The organism is Cellulosimicrobium sp. CUA-896 (assembly GCF_001942335.1).
Lineage (GTDB): Bacteria > Actinomycetota > Actinomycetes > Actinomycetales > Cellulomonadaceae > Cellulosimicrobium.
The window spans coordinates 17,207-32,209 of record NZ_MKKH01000011.1 but is presented as its reverse complement, the minus strand read 5'-3'; the positions used below and the strand labels follow the sequence as shown (position 1 = coordinate 32,209).

The following is a 15,003-nucleotide window of genomic DNA, read 5'->3' as shown; positions in this document are numbered from 1 at the left end:
CGCGCGCGCTCCGCTCACGACCGGCCCTGCGACGAGGTCGCCCGCGCCCGAGCCGATGCCGACCCCCGAGGTCGTCCCCGCCCCGGAAGCGGCCGCCCAGCCCGCCGTCGCGCCCGAACCCGTGCCCACGGTCACCGGTCAGCTGTGGACGACGGCGGCCGTCAACGTCCGGACGGGACCGTCGGTGGACGCCGCCCAGGTGACGACCGCCCCCGCCGCCACGGCCGTCGACGTCACCGGCGTGGCCCAGGACGGGTGGAGCCAGGTCGTCTGGGACGGCGCAGCCGCCTGGGTGAGCTCCCGGTACCTGGCCCGGTCGAAGCCCGCGCCTGCGCCGGCACCCGCGCCTGCTGCGGCCCCGGCGGCCGCCCCGTCGGGATCCGCCGGCACGTCGAGCGCCGCGTGCCCCGTGAGCTCCGGCATCGAGTCGGGCCTGCAGAGCAACGCCCGCGCGGTCTACCGGTCCGTCTGCGCGGCGTTCCCGGGCGTCTCCGCCTACGGGGGCGTGCGTCCGGGTGACGGCGGCGACCACGGCACCGGCCGCGCGGTCGACATCATGATCTCCGGCGACGCCGGGTGGGACATCGCCCGCTACGTGCAGGCCAACGCCGGTGCCCTCGGCGTCACCTACGTGATCTACCAGCAGAAGATCTGGATGGCGGGCGACCCGGCGAGCGCGTGGTCCGGCATGGAGGACCGCGGCGGCGCGACGGCTAACCACTTCGACCACGTCCACGTCAGCACGTCGTAGCGTCGTCGGCAGCACGACGGCTCCCGACGGCGAAAGGAGCCCGGCCGCCCGGCCGGGCTCCTTCGTCGTCTCCGTCGCACCCGGACTCTCATCGACTCGGGCCCGAAACGCGAAAGACGCGGGACACCGTCACCGGTGTCCCGCGTCCTCTGGTGGAGCTGAGGGGACTCGAACCCCTGACCCCCTGCATGCCATGCAGGTGCGCTACCAGCTGCGCCACAGCCCCGTGGACCCGAAGGTCCAGGTAGGTGCTCCTCCGGACAGAGGATCTGTGCGATCCCCGCCCTGCGGAGCGTCGCCAGTCTACGCAGAAACGGGCTCCAAGTTCCAATCCGGCCCGGCGTTCCACCGGTCGAGCGGGAAGCCCGCCCCGACGTTGTGCGCCACGAGCCGCCACGGCGGCACCGCGTCGGGCCCGGAGGCGTGCAGGTGGGCCCAGTGGACGTTGTGCAGGCCGAAGAGGCCGCGCCACCCGTCCGGGTCCAGGCCGAGCATCCTCGTCACCGCGAGCGTGATCGCCGCGCCGTGCGACACGACGACGAGCGTGTCGTCACGCCCCAGTGCCTCGGCGTGGTCCGCGACCGCGGTGACCATCCGCTCCGCGACGTCCGACTTCGCCTCGGCGCCCGCGCTCGCCGGCTCCTCGCCGCGGCGCCACGCCGCGTACTCGTCGGGCCAGCGGGCGGCGATCTCGTCGCCCGTGAGCCCTTCCCACGCACCGAAGCCGCGCTCGCGCAAGCGCGTGTCGAGCACGGGCTCCAGGCCCACGACGGCGCCGTACGCACGGGCGGTGTCCGCCGCGCGCACGAGGTCGGAGGACACCAGGAGCGTCGCCCGGTGGGCGCTCGCGAGGGCGTCGGCACCCTGCGCGGCCTGCCACTGACCGACGGCGTCGAGCGGGACGTCGACCTGCCCCTGCAGGCGCAGGGAGGCGTTGTACTCGGTACGGCCGTGGCGCAGGAGGACGACCGTGCCCGCGGTCACGCGAGCGGCTCCCCCGAGAGGCGGATCGCCCCGTCGTCGTCGTCGCGCTCGCCGGCGGTCCCGTCGCCGCCCCGCGCGTCGGCGGGCAGCTCGATCACGGGGCAGTCCTTCCAGAGGCGCTCGAGCGCGTAGTACAGGCGGTCCTCGGCGTGCTGCACGTGCACGACGACGTCCCCGAAGTCGAGCAGGACCCACCGGGACTCCTGCTTGCCCTCCCGCCGGATCGGCTTCGCGCCCGCCTTGTGCATCGCCTCCTCGACGGCGTCGACGATCGCCGAGACCTGGCGCTCGTTCGTGCCCGAGGCGAGCAGGAACACGTCGGTGAGGACGAGCTGCTCGCTCACGTCGAGCGCGAGGACCTCCTCGGCCTTGCGGTCGGACGCGGCGCGCGCCGCGATCACGGCGAGCTCGACGGCCCGTTCGGTTGCAGTCACGACTCTCCGTTCGTCGGTGCCGCTCAGCGGCTGGGGCGAGGGGTCCGGGCGGGCCGTCCGGCGCGGCGACCACGACCGCGGGCGCGGCCGGGGCCTGCGCGGCGGGGCCGGCGTCGTCGCGCGAGATGAGCTCCCACACGAGGAGGCCGAGCACGAACGCCACGGCGACCAGGACGAGGTAGTGCAGCCACGTGTACGAAGGACCGCGTCGCGCGTCGTCGGCCTCGTCCTCCTGGTCGGCCCGCTGACCGGTCCGCGGGAAGACCTCGTCCCCGGGCCCGGTCCCCCGGGTGCCGGGTGCGGCCGCGGTCGTCGTGGGGAACGGCGAGCCGGAGGACGACGTCGTCCCGAAGGGCGACGCGGTGCCGGTGCCGTCCCGCTCGGCGTGGCCGCGGTCGGCGCCGGAACCGGACGTGATCGCGGCCCACGGCAGGTCCGCACCCGGCGTCTCGGCCGCCGGGGACGCGGACCGGGCGGACGAGTCCGGGCCGGCGGGCGTGGCCGGAGCCTGGCGGGTCGACGCGGCGGCGTCGCCCTGCCCCGCGGACCAGGCGCCGGGGTGGCGCGCGGCGCCGCCGGGCCACCCGTCGTCCCGGCCGCGAAGGCGGACGTGCGCTGCGGCTGCTCCGGGGACGCCGACGTCCCGGCGGGCCGCGCGGCGGGCCCGCGCTCCGGCGGCGCCCCGAACGCGCCCGGGGCGGGACTGGGCGGACGCACCGGACCAGCAGGCCCGGTCGTCGTCGGCCGCTGCCAGCCCGACGCCGGGCGTGCGCTCGTCCGGTTCGGGGCGGCGGGCGCCGGTGCCGGTGCCGGCGGACGGATCGTGTGCCGCTCGGACGTCTCCTGGACCGGCGTCAGGCGCCCCGTCTCGTCGAGCCCGCGCATGCCGCCCGACGCGGCGGGAGGACGCACGACGGTCGGCTGCGAGGGCTGCTCGGCGGGTCCGGTCGACTCGCGCAGGGCGCGACGCGACGGCGGCGGACCGCTCGGCCGGGCGGGCGCGGGCGGGCTCCATCCCCCGCCGGACGCGCCGGGGGACGCGGGCGGCTGCGACGCGCCGCCACCCTGGGCGGCGCGCTCGGCGGCCGCCGCCTGCTCCCGCTCGCGGATCTCCCTCCGCGTGAGCGGGCGGACGGGCTGCATGTTGCTGCCGTTGTCACTCATCGTGCTGACCTCGATACAAACCGTGCTTGGCGATGTACTGGACCACGCCGTCCGGCACCAGGTACCACACCGGCCGGCCGTCCTGCGCGCGCCGGCGGCAGTCCGTCGACGAGATGGCGAGCGCCGGGACCTCGAGCGTCGTCACGACGCCGGACGGCAGCCCGGCGACGTCCAGCTGGTGACCCGGACGCGAGACAGCCACGAAGTGTGCCATCTTCCACAGCTCGTCGGCATCCTTCCAGGTCAGGATCTGCTCGATCGCGTCCGCACCGGAGATGAAGAACAGCTCCGCGTCGGGGCGCGCCTCGCGCAGGTCCCGCAGCGTGTCCACCGTGTACGTCAGACCAGGGCGGTCGACGTCGACGCGGCTCACCGTGAACCGCGGGTTCGACGCCGTCGCGATGACCGTCATGAGGTAGCGGTGCTCCGCGGCGCTGACGTGCTGGTGCTGCTTGAACGACGGCTTGCCCGTGGGGACGAAGACGACCTCGTCGAGGTCGAAGCGCGCCGCGGCCTCGCTCGCGGCGACGAGGTGACCGTGGTGGATCGGGTCGAACGTCCCGCCCATGACGCCCAGCCGGGGGCTGCGCGCGGTCATCGGTGCGTCATCGGTCGCGGGCGCCGTCCGTCGTGCCGTGTCAGTGGCGCGTGCCGACGCTGCGGAACGCGTAGGTCACGAGCAGCAGGGCCACGAGCCCGCCGAAGCCCAGCAGCCCGAACGCGAGCGGCGGGATGGGCAGGTGCGACGCGGCCTCGGCGCCTTCCTCGGCGGCCAGCACGACGGCTGAGATCACGACGTCCTCCTCGAGAGTCGTCCTCCCCGGGCGGGCCCGTGTCAGGGTCGGCGGCCGGGGCGGTACGTGGTTGGTGCGGGTCGGTGCGGTGCTTGCGGACGACCGGGCGTGCTCCGGTCGCCGACCAGTCTCTCACGGCCTCGCGCGGACGTGGTCCCGGCGGTACCGGGTACCGCGGGCGAACCGCTCGTCACGGGCGGACGTGGCCGTCCCCGTGCACGACCCACTTCGTCGTCGTGAGCTCGGCCAGGCCCATCGGGCCGCGGGCGTGCAGCTTCTGGGTCGAGATGCCGATCTCGGCGCCGAGCCCGAGCTGACCACCGTCGGTGAACCGTGTCGAGGCGTTGACCATGATCGCGGCGGAGTCGAGCTCCGCGACGAACCGCTCGGACGCCTGCAGGTCGCGCGCACGATCGCCTCGGTGTGCCCCGACGACCAGGTCCGCACGTGCTCGATGGCCGCGTCGAGGTCCTCGACGACGCGCACGGCGATCTCCAGCGCGAGGTACTCGGTCGCCCAGTCCTCGTCGGTGGCCGGACGCACCTCGAGCCCGGCCGGGGCGAGGGCCGCGGTGCGCTCGTCGCCGTGCACGACCACGCCCGCCTCCCCGAGGGCCGCGAGCGCGGCGGGCAGGAAGTCGCCGGCGGCGTCGGCGTGCACGAGGAGCGTCTCGGCGGCGTTGCAGACCCCGACGCGCTGCGTCTTCGCGTTGAGCAGGATCTCGAGCGCCATGGCCCGGTCGGCGCTCGCGTCGACGTACACGTGCACGTTGCCCACGCCGGTCTCGATGACCGGCACGGTGGACTCGCGCACCACGGTCCGGATGAGGTCCGCGCCCCCGCGCGGGACGAGGACGTCGACCAGGCCGCGCGCGTGCATGAGGGCGACGGCGCCGGGACGCCCGTGCGCGTCGATGGACTGCACGAGGTCGCCCGGCAGGCCGCGCGCCTCGAGCGCCCGCGCGAGCACGCCGACGATCACCTCGTTCGAGCTCGCGGCCGCCGACCCGCCGCGCAGGATCACGGCGTTGCCGCTCTTGAGGGCGAGCCCGGCGGCGTCCACGGTGACGTTCGGCCGTGCCTCGTAGATCATGCCGACCACGCCCATGGGGACGCGCAGCTGGCGCAGACGCAGGCCGTTCGGCAGGGTCGAGCCGCGCACGACCGCACCGACCGGGTCGGGCAGCCCGGCCAGCTCGCGCAGCGCGTCCGCGATCGCGGCGACGCGCTCGGGCGTGAGGGCGAGCCGGTCGAGCAGGCCCGGCGCCATGCCGCGGGCGCGCCCGCGCTCGAGGTCGACGGCGTTCGCGGCCACGATCTCGTCGGTCGCCCCGACCAGCGCGTCCGCGAGCGCCTCCAGCGCGGCGTCCTTGGTGGCGCGCGTCGCCGTCGCGAGCGCCCGTGAGGCGGTCTTGGCCCGCCGCGCGACGTCCTCGACCGCCGCCGTCACGTCCGGCTCGGGCCCGGTGACGACCTCGACCGCGGGGGCCGGGGCGGACGGGGTGACGCGCGCGTCGTCGGTGGTGGTCATGTCCCCGAGCCTACGTCGCGCGCCGCACGGCGGCAGCGCCGTCCGCACGCCGGGCACGCGCCCCGGCGGTGGCGTCCCAGCGGTGACGTCCCAGCGACGGCGTTCCAGCGGTGTGCCTCAGCGGTGACGCCGGCGCACGAGGACGAGGTCGTCGCGGTGCACGACCTCGCGGTCGTAGCCCTCGCCGAGCTCGTCGCGCAGGTCCGCCGTCGTCCGCCCGATCAGGCCGGGGATGTCGCGCGACTCGAAGGCGACCAGGCCTCGGGCGACGACGTGCCCGTCGGCGGCCACGATCTCGACCGGGTCCCCGGCGTCGAAGTCCCCCTCGACCGCGGTGATGCCGGCCGGGAGCAGCGACGCGCGACCGCCCTGCACGGCCCGGACGGCGCCGTCGTCGAGGACGAGCCGCCCGCGCGTCCGCGCGGCGTGGGCGAGCCACAGCCGACGGCGGGTCGTGCGCCGGCCCGTGGCGGCGAACCACGTGCCGACCTCCCTGCCGGCCAGGGCGTCCGCGGCGTGCGCGGCCTTCGTCAGCACGACGGGGATGCCGGTGCCGGTCGCGATCGACACCGACTCGAGCTTGGTGAGCATCCCGCCCGTCCCGACGGCGCTCCCCCGGCCCGTCACCTCGACGCCCTCCACGTCCGCGGGCGTGCGCACCTCGGCGATGCGGTGCGCGCCGGGGCGCGACGGCGGGCCGTCGTACAGCCCGTCGACGTCGGTGAGCAGCACCATGGCGTCGGCCCGCACGAGGTGGGAGACGAGCGCGGCGAGGCGGTCGTTGTCGCCGAAGCGGATCTCGTCGGTCGCGACGGCGTCGTTCTCGTTGACGACCGGCACGACGCCGAGGTCGAGCAGCCGCTCCAGGGCGCGCTGCGCGTTGCGGTAGTGGCCGCGGCGCACGGTGTCCTCGGCGGTGAGCAGCACCTGGCCGACGCGCAGCCCGTGCGCGGCGAACGCCTCGGTGTAGCGGGCGACGAGCATGCCCTGGCCCACCGACGCCGTCGCCTGCGCCGTGGCGAGGTCGCGCGGGCGCGCGGCGAGGCCGAGCGGGCCGAGACCGGCGGCGATGGCGCCGGACGTGACGAGCACGACCTGTCCCCCGGCGGCGCGCCGCGCGGCGAGGACGTCGACCAGCGCGCGCAGCGCGTCGAGGTCGAGGTGGCCGTCGGGGCCGGTGAGGGACGACGAGCCGATCTTGACGACGACGCGGTGGGCGGTGGCGATCTGCGACCGGGACGACAGGGCGTTCACCGACCCATCATCGCGGGCCGGCACCGGTGGCCGCTGCCGGTTTCACGTGGCAGGACGCCCGGCGTCGCTCGCCGCGGACAGCCGTCAGTCGCGTCCGGGTCCGTCCACGTGCCCGACTCGCGCTCGGTCCACAGCTCGCGGCGCGCCTCCGCCTTGGCGTCCATGCGCTCGTGGTGCTCACGCCGCTTCTCGGAGCGCGTGGGGCGCAGGCGCTCCTCGAGGCGCAGGTCGGAGCCGCGCGGGCCGCCGAGGAGCTCGGCGCCGGTCATGAGCGTGGGCTCCCAGTCGAAGACGACGGCGTTCGCGTCGCTGCCGATGCGCACCTCGTCGCCCGCCACGGCGCCGGCCTTGAACAGCGCCTCCTCGACACCGACGCGCGCGAGCCGGTCGGCGAGGTAGCCGACGGCCTCGTCGTTCGAGAAGTCGGTCTGGCGCACCCAGCGCTCGGGCTTGGCGCCGCGCACCTCGAACCAGTAGTCGGTCGCGCCGCCCTTGCGCCGCACGGTGAAGCCCGTCTCGTCGACGGCCCGCGGACGCAGCACGACACGCGTGGGCTCCGGTGCGGGGGCCTCGGCGCGCGCCGTCTCGACGAGCTCGGCGAGCGCGTAGGTGAGCGGGCGCAGGCCCTCGTGGCTCGCGGTCGAGATCTCGAAGACGCGCAGCCCGCGCGCCTCGATGTCCGGCCGCACCAGCTCGGCGAGCTCGCGCGCCTCCGGCACGTCGACCTTGTTCAGCACGACGACGCGCGGGCGCTCCATGAGCGGCACGCGCCCGCCCTCGATGCCGAGGTCGCCCGCGTACGCCGCCAGCTCGCCCTCGAGCACGTCGAGGTCGCTGATCGGGTCGCGGCCGGGCTCGAGCGTCGCGCAGTCGAGCACGTGGACGATGACGGCCGTCCGCTCGATGTGGCGCAGGAACTCCAGGCCGAGGCCGCGGCCCTCGCTCGCGCCGGGGATGAGGCCGGGGACGTCCGCGACGGTGTAGCGCGCACCACCGGCCTGCACGACGCCGAGGTTCGGCACGAGCGTGGTGAACGGGTAGTCCGCGATCTTCGGCTTCGCCGCCGAGATCGCCGCGACGAGCGACGACTTGCCGGCGCTCGGGTAGCCGACGAGCGCGACGTCGGCGATGGTCTTGAGCTCGAGCACGACGTCGCGCTCCTCGCCCGGCTCGCCGAGCAGCGCGAACCCCGGCGCCTTGCGGCGGGGCGACGAGAGCGCCGCGTTGCCCAGGCCGCCGCGACCGCCCGCCGCGACGACGTACTCGGCGCCGGTGCCGACGAGGTCGGCGAGCACCTCCCCGTCGGGGCTCTTCACGACCGTCCCGTCCGGCACGGAGAGCACGAGGTCGCCGCCGTTGGCGCCGTCGCGGTCGTCGCCCATGCCCTGCGTGCCCGACTGCGCGTGGCGGTGGGGCGAGTGGTGGTACTCGAGCAGGGTGGTGGTCTGCGGGTCGACGACGAGGCGGACCGTGCCGCCGTCGCCGCCGTTGCCGCCGTCGGGCCCGGCGAGGGGCTTGAACTTCTCGCGGCGCACCGAGGCGCAGCCGTTCCCGCCGTTGCCGCCGGAGACGTGCAGCACGACGCGGTCGACGAACGTGGCCATGGGTGGATCCTCTCGCAGGTACGCCTGGTGGAACAGCAGGAGGGGCGCACCGCCACGGTGCGCCCCTCCTGCGGGAAGTCTGCTCGGTGCCGCTCAGGCCTCGACGGAGACGATGTCGACGACCTTGCGGCCGCGGCGCGTGCCGAACTGCACGGCGCCGGCAGCCAGGGCGAACAGCGTGTCGTCGCCACCGCGGCCGACGTTGTCACCGGGGTGGAAGTGCGTGCCGCGCTGGCGGACGATGATCTCGCCCGACTTGACGACCTGACCGCCGAACCGCTTGACGCCGAGACGCTGGGCGTTCGAGTCGCGACCGTTGCGCGAGGAGCTCGCGCCCTTCTTGTGTGCCATGACGAACCTGCTTTCGTGCGAAGGGGAGGGTGCCTGGCGGCGTTCGGCCGGGCCGAGGGCCCGTCACCTCCCGCCGCGGGAGATCACTTGATGCCGGTGACCTTGAGGCGGGTCAGCTGCTGGCGGTGACCCTGGCGACGACGGTAACCGGTCTTGTTCTTGTACCGCAGGATCGTGATCTTCGGACCCTTCTCGTCCCGCACGACCTCGGCGGTGACCTTGACCTTCGCGAGCTTCGCGGCGTCGGTGGTCACCTTCTCCCCGTCCACCAGCAGGAGAGCGGGCAGCTCGACGGAGTCACCGACACCGGCGGACACCCGGTCCACCACGACGATGTCGCCGACGGAAACCTTCTCCTGACGGCCACCGGCCTTGACGATCGCGTACACCACGTTGCTGCTCATCTCTCCTAGTCTTGGCGTGCTCGTCACGGCGGGGACGTCTTGGGGACTCGAGCCACGCCGCAGCGTGCGAGTGCGAACCGTCCGTGGGCACACGGGACCGGCGCGCCCATGACGCGCCGACGTTCAAGACTACGGACGGGCGGCGAGCAGGTCAAATGCCCGTGGTCCCACGCCGACCGACGCCGACCGACGCCGACCGACGTCGTCCGGCGAGCCCCGGCCCGCCGTGCCAGTCTGGAGGAGGCGTGGACCGGGGAGGTGAGGTCGTGCGTGCGGAGGCGGGTCGCCCCGGGCGCGAGGACGCCGTCGCCGCGGCGATGCGCGCCGTCGACCGCCGCGCGTTCCTGCCGGCCGGGCAGCGGCGGTGGGCGGACCAGGACCGCCCGCTCTCCATCGGGCACGGGCAGACGAACTCCCAGCCGTCGACGGTCGCGGCGATGCTGCGGCTCCTCGACGTCCCGCGCGGCGCGCGGGTCCTGGACGTCGGCTCCGGCTCCGGGTGGACGACGACGATCCTGGCGCGGCTCGTCGGCCCCGACGGCGAGGTGCTGGGGCTCGAGCGAGAGCCCGAGCTCGCCCACCGGGGCGCCACCGCCCTGGCCGCCGCCGACGTGCCGTGGGCCGCGATCGAGCAGGCCGCCGGCGGCGTGCTGGGCCGACCGGGCGAGCGCTACGACCGGATCCTCGTCTCGGCCGCGGCCGACGCGCTGCCGCGCTCGCTCGTCGAGCAGCTGCTGCCCGGCGGCCGGATGGTCGTCCCCGTCCGGCACACCATGACCCTCGTCGTGCGCGACGCCGGTGGCACCGTCCGCACGAGCGAGCACGGGACCTACTCCTTCGTCCCGCTCGTGGAGGACCCGCCCGCCTGACCCGCCCGGTCCCCCGCCCGTCCGTCCCGCGTCCGCCCGCCCGCGGGAGCGGCTCCCCCGCTCCCGCGCCACGGCGCGACGGCGAGGTGGGCACGGCACCGGGCCTCGTAGGCCTCCGCGCCGCCCACGTGGGACGCCGCCGCGACGAGCGCGTCGCCCGCCCCGGGCGGGTCCGCCGTCGTGCGCAGGTGGAACGCCGCGTCCTCCCCGCACACCGCGCACACCGCGGTGAGCTTGGCGACGCGCTCGGCGAGCGCGGCGAGCGACGGCAGCGGCTCGAACGGGCGCGCGTCGAACGTGACGTCGAGCCCGGCGACGACCACCACCGCACCCGCGTCGGCGAGCCGCTGGACCGCGTCGACCAGCCGCGGGCCGAAGAAGTGGGCCTCGTCCACCGCGACGAGGTCCCACGGGCCGTCCCGGCCGACGACCTCCTCGAGCTCGTCCGGGCCCGACACGCTGCGCGACGGCACCGACAGGCCGGAGTGCGAGCTCACGACGTCGGCCCCGCGCCGCGTGTCGAGCACGTGCCCGACGACGAGCACGCGCCGCCCGGCGACCTGCGCCCGGCGCACGCGCCGCAGCAGCTCCTCGGTCTTGCCGGCGAACATCGGCCCGCACACCACCTCGACCCGTCCGGGCCGGGTGCGGGGTGCGGGGCGGGCTCCGGCGGCCTCCACGACGGGCACCGTCACGGTCAGTGGTGGCGCGCCAGGGTCGCGGACTGGCGGACGGGCAGCGGCTTCGGCTCGGGCCGGTCCGCGGGGCCGCCCTCGGCGCCGAGGACGGCGCGTCGGCCACGGCGCGAGTCGTCCCCGCCGGGCGCGCCGTCGTGCGCCAGGACCGTCAGCTCGGGCACGCGCGCCAGGACCGGGAGCTCGCGGGTCCGGTGGGGGCGGGCGGCGCCGTCCGGGACGACGAGCGCCGTCGTCGTCGCGGGACGGGTGGTCGTCGCCGGCAGGACGCGAGGGGGCTCCGCCGGCGCGGCCGGGCGGATGAGGGTGCGGACGAGGGCGAGGTGCGCGCGGCGGGCGCCGCCGGCTGCGCGCCTCCGGGCCCGGCCGCCGCTCGGCGACGCGCACGGGCACGTGCGCGGCGGGCATGTGCGCGGGGGGCATGTGCGGGAAGGGCATGGCGGCGCGGTCGCCCTGGCCGACCGCACGGAGGTCCCCGACGAGGACGTGCGGGCGCAGCACCGCGAGCACGTCCGACGGGTCGACGCCGGCGAGGAAGTACGCGTCGTCGAGGGCGACGCCCCAGGACCGGAGCGTCGTCACGGCGCGCTCGTGCTCCGGCGCGGGGCGGCCCGTGACGAGCGCGACGTGCAGGCGCGGCGCGTCGGCCGCGTCCGTGTCCCGCCGGCGGCGCTGGGCCTCCTGGAGACGGCGCACCCCGGCCAGCAGCCCCCGCAGCGGTCCACCGTCGGGCAGCGGATCCGTGCCGGCGCCGTCGCCGATGACCTGGTCGACGTCGAACACGATCCGCAGCTCCCCGCCCCGCTCGTCGGCCGACGCCGGGTCGAGCACGCGACCGGCGGGCAGCCCGCGGTCCACGGTCTCGCGCACCGACACCTCGTCCGCCGAGAGGAACAGGTCCACGTGCAGCGGCGCGACGAGCTCGTGCGGGGCGCGGCCCTGGCGGAACACCGCGCGCGTGATCGCGAGCCCGTGGTGGCGCGCCGAGCGCATCACGCGCAGCCCGGTCTCCGGGGACCGGCGCGACAGGACAACGACCTCGACCAGCGGGTCGTCCGCGGACGGCGCGAGGTCGTTGAGGGCGAGCAGGCGCCGCACGAGCCCGGACGCGACGCCCGGCGCGAGCGGGTCGTCCAGGCGCTCCTCCGGGAACGCGCGGGAGTCCGCCTCCCCCTCGGACCGCGTCGCGCGGTCCGACTCCTCGAGGTCGAACAGTGCGGACGCGGAGACGCCGACGACGAGACGGCCGGTGAGGTCGTAGCCCATGGCCGCATCATGCCAGGTGCGGGCGACGGCCTGTCCGCCCCGTGCGCCTGCCTCCCGTGGGCGCACGCCGCCGCGGGGACGTGCACCGCGCGCGGCCCTGCCCCGGGCCGCGCGCGGGCAGGCTCAGCGGCCGTCGTCCTCCGCGGGCACCGGCGAGGTCCCCGTGGTCCCGCCCTCGGTCACGTCGACGCGTCCGGCTCGGCGTCCGGCGCGGTGCCGCCGGTGTCCCCGCCGATCCCCGACACGGGCTCACCCGGGGCCGCGCCGGCCTCGGGGTCCTCACCCTCGTGCTCGTGGGCGTGCGCCGCGGCCGCCGCGATGGTCGCGAGGGTCGCCTTGACGGCCTCCCGCGCCTGCGACGAGACGTCCGGCAGCACCGGGACCCGGCGTGCGGCAGGGTGACGGTGTCCGTCGCGGCGCCTGACGCCGGTGCCGCACCGCTGCTCGAGCCGTTGCGCTTGCGGCGCGAGCGCGACCGGCCCTCGCCCGCGTCCTCCGACGACCCGCCGCCGTTGCCCTGCCCGCCCCCCGACCGCTCGATGGGCTCGGTGTGCACGACGAAGCCACGGCCGTGGCAGTGCTCGCACGTCTCGCTGAACGCCTCGACGAGGCCCTGACCGACCCGCTTGCGCGTCATCTGGACCAGGCCGAGCGACGTGACCTCGGCGACCTGGTGCTTGGTCCGGTCGCGGCCCAGGCACTCGACGAGGCGGCGCAGGACGAGGTCGCGGTTCGACTCGAGCACCATGTCGATGAAGTCGATGACGATGATGCCGCCGATGTCGCGCAGCCGGAGCTGGCGGACGATCTCCTCCGCCGCCTCCAGGTTGTTGCGCGTGACCGTCTCCTCGAGCGTGCCGCCCGAGCCGGTGAACTTGCCCGTGTTGACGTCGACGACCGTCATCGCCTCGGTGCGGTCGATGACGAGAGAGCCGCCCGACGGGAGCCAGACCTTGCGGTCCATGCCCTTCGCGAGCTGCTCGTCCACGCGGTGCACCGTGAAGACGTCCTGCTCGCTCGTCCAGCGCGTGACCCGCTCGCGCAGGTCGGGTGCGAGCTCCTCAACGTACGTGGAGATCTCGCCCCACGCCCCGTCGCCCTCGACCACGAGCGAGCTGAAGTCGTCGTTGAAGATGTCGCGCACCACGCGGATCGCGAGGTCCGGCTCGCCCTGGAGCAGCGCCGGGGCCGACGCGCTCTTCGCCTTCTTCTGGATGGCCTCCCACTGACCGCGCAGCCGCTCGACGTCCGCGCGCAGCTCCTCCTCGCTCGCGCTCGGCCGCGGTGCGCACGATGACGCCCGCGCCGTCGGGCACGACCTCCTTGAGGATCTTCTTGAGGCGGTTGCGCTCCGTGTCGGGCAGCTTGCGGCTGATGCCCGTCATGCCGCCGCCCGGCACGAACACCAGGTAGCGCCCGGCGAGCGTGATCTGCGACGTCAGGCGGGCGCCCTTGTGGCCGATCGGGTCCTTGGTGACCTGCACGAGCACGGAGTCGCCGGACTTCAGCGCCTGCTCGATGCGTCGCGGCTGTCCTTCGAGACCGGCGGCGTCCCAGTTGACCTCGCCCGCGTAGAGCACGGCGTTGCGCCCCTTGCCGACGTCGATGAACGCGGCCTCCATGCTCGGCAGCACGTTCTGCACGCGGCCGAGGTAGACGTTGCCCGCCATCGACGTCTGCGACTGCTGGGACACGTAGTGCTCGACGAGCACGCCGTCCTCGAGCACCGCGATCTGGGTGCGGCCGTCCTTCTCGCGCACGACCATCGACCGCTCGACCGACTCGCGGCGCGCGAGGAACTCCGCCTCGGTGATGATCTGGCGGCGCCGCCCGGCGTCGCGGCCCTCGCGGCGACGCTGACGCTTGGCCTCGAGCCGCGTCGAGCCCTTCAGGGCCGTGACCTCGTCCGCGAGGCTGCGGTCCCGCGAGCGACCACGCGCGGGGGCGTCGCCGTTCTCGCCACGCCCGCCACGACGGCGGCGGCGCCGGCGACGGCTCGTGCCGGACTCGTCCTCGCCCTCGGGCTCGCTGGCCTCGCCGTCCCCGGCGAGCGCCTCGGGCTCCTCGGCGTCGGCCGTGGTCCGGGTCTCCGCGGGGGTGGTGTCGGTCGCGTCGGTTCCCGCCTCGGACTCGGACTCGGTCTCGCGGGCGGCGTCGGGACGGCCCCGCCGCCCCCGGCCGCCACGGCGACGTCGACGGCGCGGAGCGGACTCCGCGTCGTCCTCCTCCGTCGCGTCGCGGGGCCCCTCCTCGAGGTCCGCGAAGTCCTCGGGCCCGAACGCGTCGTCCGGGACCTGCACACCCTCGGCGACGAGCTCGGACTCGATGAGCTCGATCTCCTCGACCGCAGCCCGGTCCTCGCCCGAGAGCTCGGTCGGGCCAGAGGCGTCGGCGGGCACGGCCGAGGCCTGCTCGCTCCGGCGGTCCTTGCGGTCCTGGGTGTCCTTGCGGTCCTGGGTGTCCTTGCGGCCCTGGGCCGGACGCTCGGTGACCGCGGGCTCCGACGTCGCCGTCTCCTGCTCGGCGGGCGTCGTGGCAGCCGGCTCCACGTGCTTGGGCGGACCGGCCGGGCTCTGCGCGCGGCGGGGACGACGCGGCGCCGCGGCGGGGTCGGGTGCCTGGAAGAGCAGGGCGGTCGTCGCGAGCCGAGGCGTGCCACCCGTCGTCGACGCGGGCGGCTCCACCGCCGGCGTGCCCGCCGACCCTGCCGGGCCCTCCGCCGTCGTGCCGGCCGTGCTCCCGGGCCTCTTCGCGCCGTCCTTCGCCCCGGCCTTGTCGCCGGCCTTCTTCCCCGCCTTCTTTCCGGCCTTCTTCCCGGCCTTCTCGTCAGCCTGCGTCGTGCCGCCGTCCGCCCCCGCGTCCAGTGCGGCGGGTGCGGCCGGCTCCGAGGCCTCCGCGGCAGC

At 75.9% G+C, this 15,003-nt stretch carries 11 protein-coding genes, 1 tRNA gene and 2 pseudogenes; 2 read left to right on the top strand and 12 right to left on the bottom strand.

Features of this window, described 5'->3' with window-relative positions; genetic code table 11:
• Positions 1 to 55 precede the first annotated feature (55 nt).
• Positions 56 to 751 (top strand): SH3 domain-containing protein, encoded by a 696-nt coding sequence (locus BJF88_RS04690; RefSeq protein ID WP_075827950.1) that lies wholly within the window; start codon positions 56 to 58, stop codon positions 749 to 751.
• Between the two features lie 150 nt (positions 752 to 901).
• On the opposite strand, the gene BJF88_RS04685 is transcribed toward BJF88_RS04690, so the two are convergent.
• The 10 genes and pseudogenes from BJF88_RS04685 to rplU all read right to left on the bottom strand — a co-directional run bounded on the left by BJF88_RS04685 (position 902) and on the right by rplU (position 9,258).
• A tRNA-Ala gene (locus BJF88_RS04685) sits at positions 902 to 977 on the bottom strand.
• 77 nt (positions 978 to 1,054) lie between these two features.
• On the bottom strand, positions 1,055 to 1,735 hold the full coding sequence (locus BJF88_RS04680) for a histidine phosphatase family protein (RefSeq protein WP_075827949.1): 681 nt from the start codon (positions 1,733 to 1,735) through the stop codon (positions 1,055 to 1,057).
• Positions 1,732 to 2,169: a ribosome silencing factor gene (rsfS, locus tag BJF88_RS04675; protein ID WP_075827948.1), complete on the bottom strand. Its 438-nt coding sequence runs from the start codon at positions 2,167 to 2,169 to the stop codon at positions 1,732 to 1,734. Before rsfS ends, BJF88_RS04680 begins: the two co-directional genes overlap by 4 nt.
• 1,156 nt (positions 2,170 to 3,325) lie before the next feature.
• The gene (nadD, locus tag BJF88_RS04670; protein ID WP_075827947.1) at positions 3,326 to 3,931 is read right to left on the bottom strand and encodes a nicotinate-nucleotide adenylyltransferase; all 606 of its coding nucleotides are present in this window, start codon (positions 3,929 to 3,931) and stop codon (positions 3,326 to 3,328) included.
• Positions 3,932 to 3,971: 40 nt separating this feature from the next.
• Positions 3,972 to 4,127: a hypothetical protein gene (locus tag BJF88_RS19885; RefSeq protein WP_187346194.1), complete on the bottom strand. Its 156-nt coding sequence runs from the start codon at positions 4,125 to 4,127 to the stop codon at positions 3,972 to 3,974.
• A 190-nt stretch (positions 4,128 to 4,317) separates the two neighbouring features.
• Positions 4,318 to 5,657 (bottom strand): annotated as a pseudogene (locus BJF88_RS04665) (glutamate-5-semialdehyde dehydrogenase).
• Between the two features lie 117 nt (positions 5,658 to 5,774).
• Positions 5,775 to 6,902: a glutamate 5-kinase gene (gene proB, locus BJF88_RS04660; RefSeq protein WP_083648876.1), complete on the bottom strand. Its 1,128-nt coding sequence runs from the start codon at positions 6,900 to 6,902 to the stop codon at positions 5,775 to 5,777.
• 5 nt (positions 6,903 to 6,907) lie between these two features.
• On the bottom strand, positions 6,908 to 8,515 hold the full coding sequence (obgE, locus tag BJF88_RS04655) for a GTPase ObgE (protein WP_083648861.1): 1,608 nt from the start codon (positions 8,513 to 8,515) through the stop codon (positions 6,908 to 6,910).
• Positions 8,516 to 8,608: 93 nt separating this feature from the next.
• Positions 8,609 to 8,866, bottom strand: a complete 258-nt coding sequence (gene rpmA / locus BJF88_RS04650; protein ID WP_075827946.1) for a 50S ribosomal protein L27 — start codon at positions 8,864 to 8,866, stop codon at positions 8,609 to 8,611.
• 83 nt (positions 8,867 to 8,949) lie between these two features.
• Positions 8,950 to 9,258, bottom strand: coding sequence for a 50S ribosomal protein L21 (gene rplU, locus BJF88_RS04645; RefSeq protein ID WP_216093437.1), 309 nt, complete (start codon positions 9,256 to 9,258; stop codon positions 8,950 to 8,952).
• A gap of 329 nt (positions 9,259 to 9,587) precedes the next feature.
• Between rplU and BJF88_RS04640 the strand changes: the two genes are divergently transcribed.
• The gene (locus BJF88_RS04640) at positions 9,588 to 10,139 is read left to right on the top strand and encodes a protein-L-isoaspartate O-methyltransferase (protein ID WP_075828048.1); all 552 of its coding nucleotides are present in this window, start codon (positions 9,588 to 9,590) and stop codon (positions 10,137 to 10,139) included.
• Here BJF88_RS04640 and BJF88_RS23075 read toward each other — a convergent pair.
• On the bottom strand, positions 10,100 to 12,100 hold the full coding sequence (locus tag BJF88_RS23075; RefSeq protein WP_075827945.1) for a thymidine kinase: 2,001 nt from the start codon (positions 12,098 to 12,100) through the stop codon (positions 10,100 to 10,102). The genes BJF88_RS04640 and BJF88_RS23075 overlap by 40 nt on opposite strands.
• A gap of 7 nt (positions 12,101 to 12,107) precedes the next feature.
• Positions 12,108 to 13,485 (bottom strand): annotated as a pseudogene (locus tag BJF88_RS23070) (Rne/Rng family ribonuclease).
• Positions 13,486 to 15,003 lie beyond the last annotated feature (1,518 nt).

Bases quoted from the DNA above. Each gene is read 5' to 3' on its own strand.
- rpmA (WP_075827946.1), bottom strand. From the start codon at position 8,866: ATGGCACACAAGAAGGGCGCGAGCTCCTCGCGCAACGGTCGCGACTCG.
- BJF88_RS04690 (WP_075827950.1), top strand. From the start codon at position 56: ATGCCGACCCCCGAGGTCGTCCCCGCCCCGGAAGCGGCCGCCCAGCCC.
- obgE (WP_083648861.1), bottom strand. From the start codon at position 8,515: ATGGCCACGTTCGTCGACCGCGTCGTGCTGCACGTCTCCGGCGGCAAC.
- BJF88_RS04640 (WP_075828048.1), top strand. From the start codon at position 9,588: ATGCGCGCCGTCGACCGCCGCGCGTTCCTGCCGGCCGGGCAGCGGCGG.
- BJF88_RS23075 (WP_075827945.1), bottom strand. From the start codon at position 12,100: ATGGGCTACGACCTCACCGGCCGTCTCGTCGTCGGCGTCTCCGCGTCC.
- nadD (WP_075827947.1), bottom strand. From the start codon at position 3,931: ATGACCGCGCGCAGCCCCCGGCTGGGCGTCATGGGCGGGACGTTCGAC.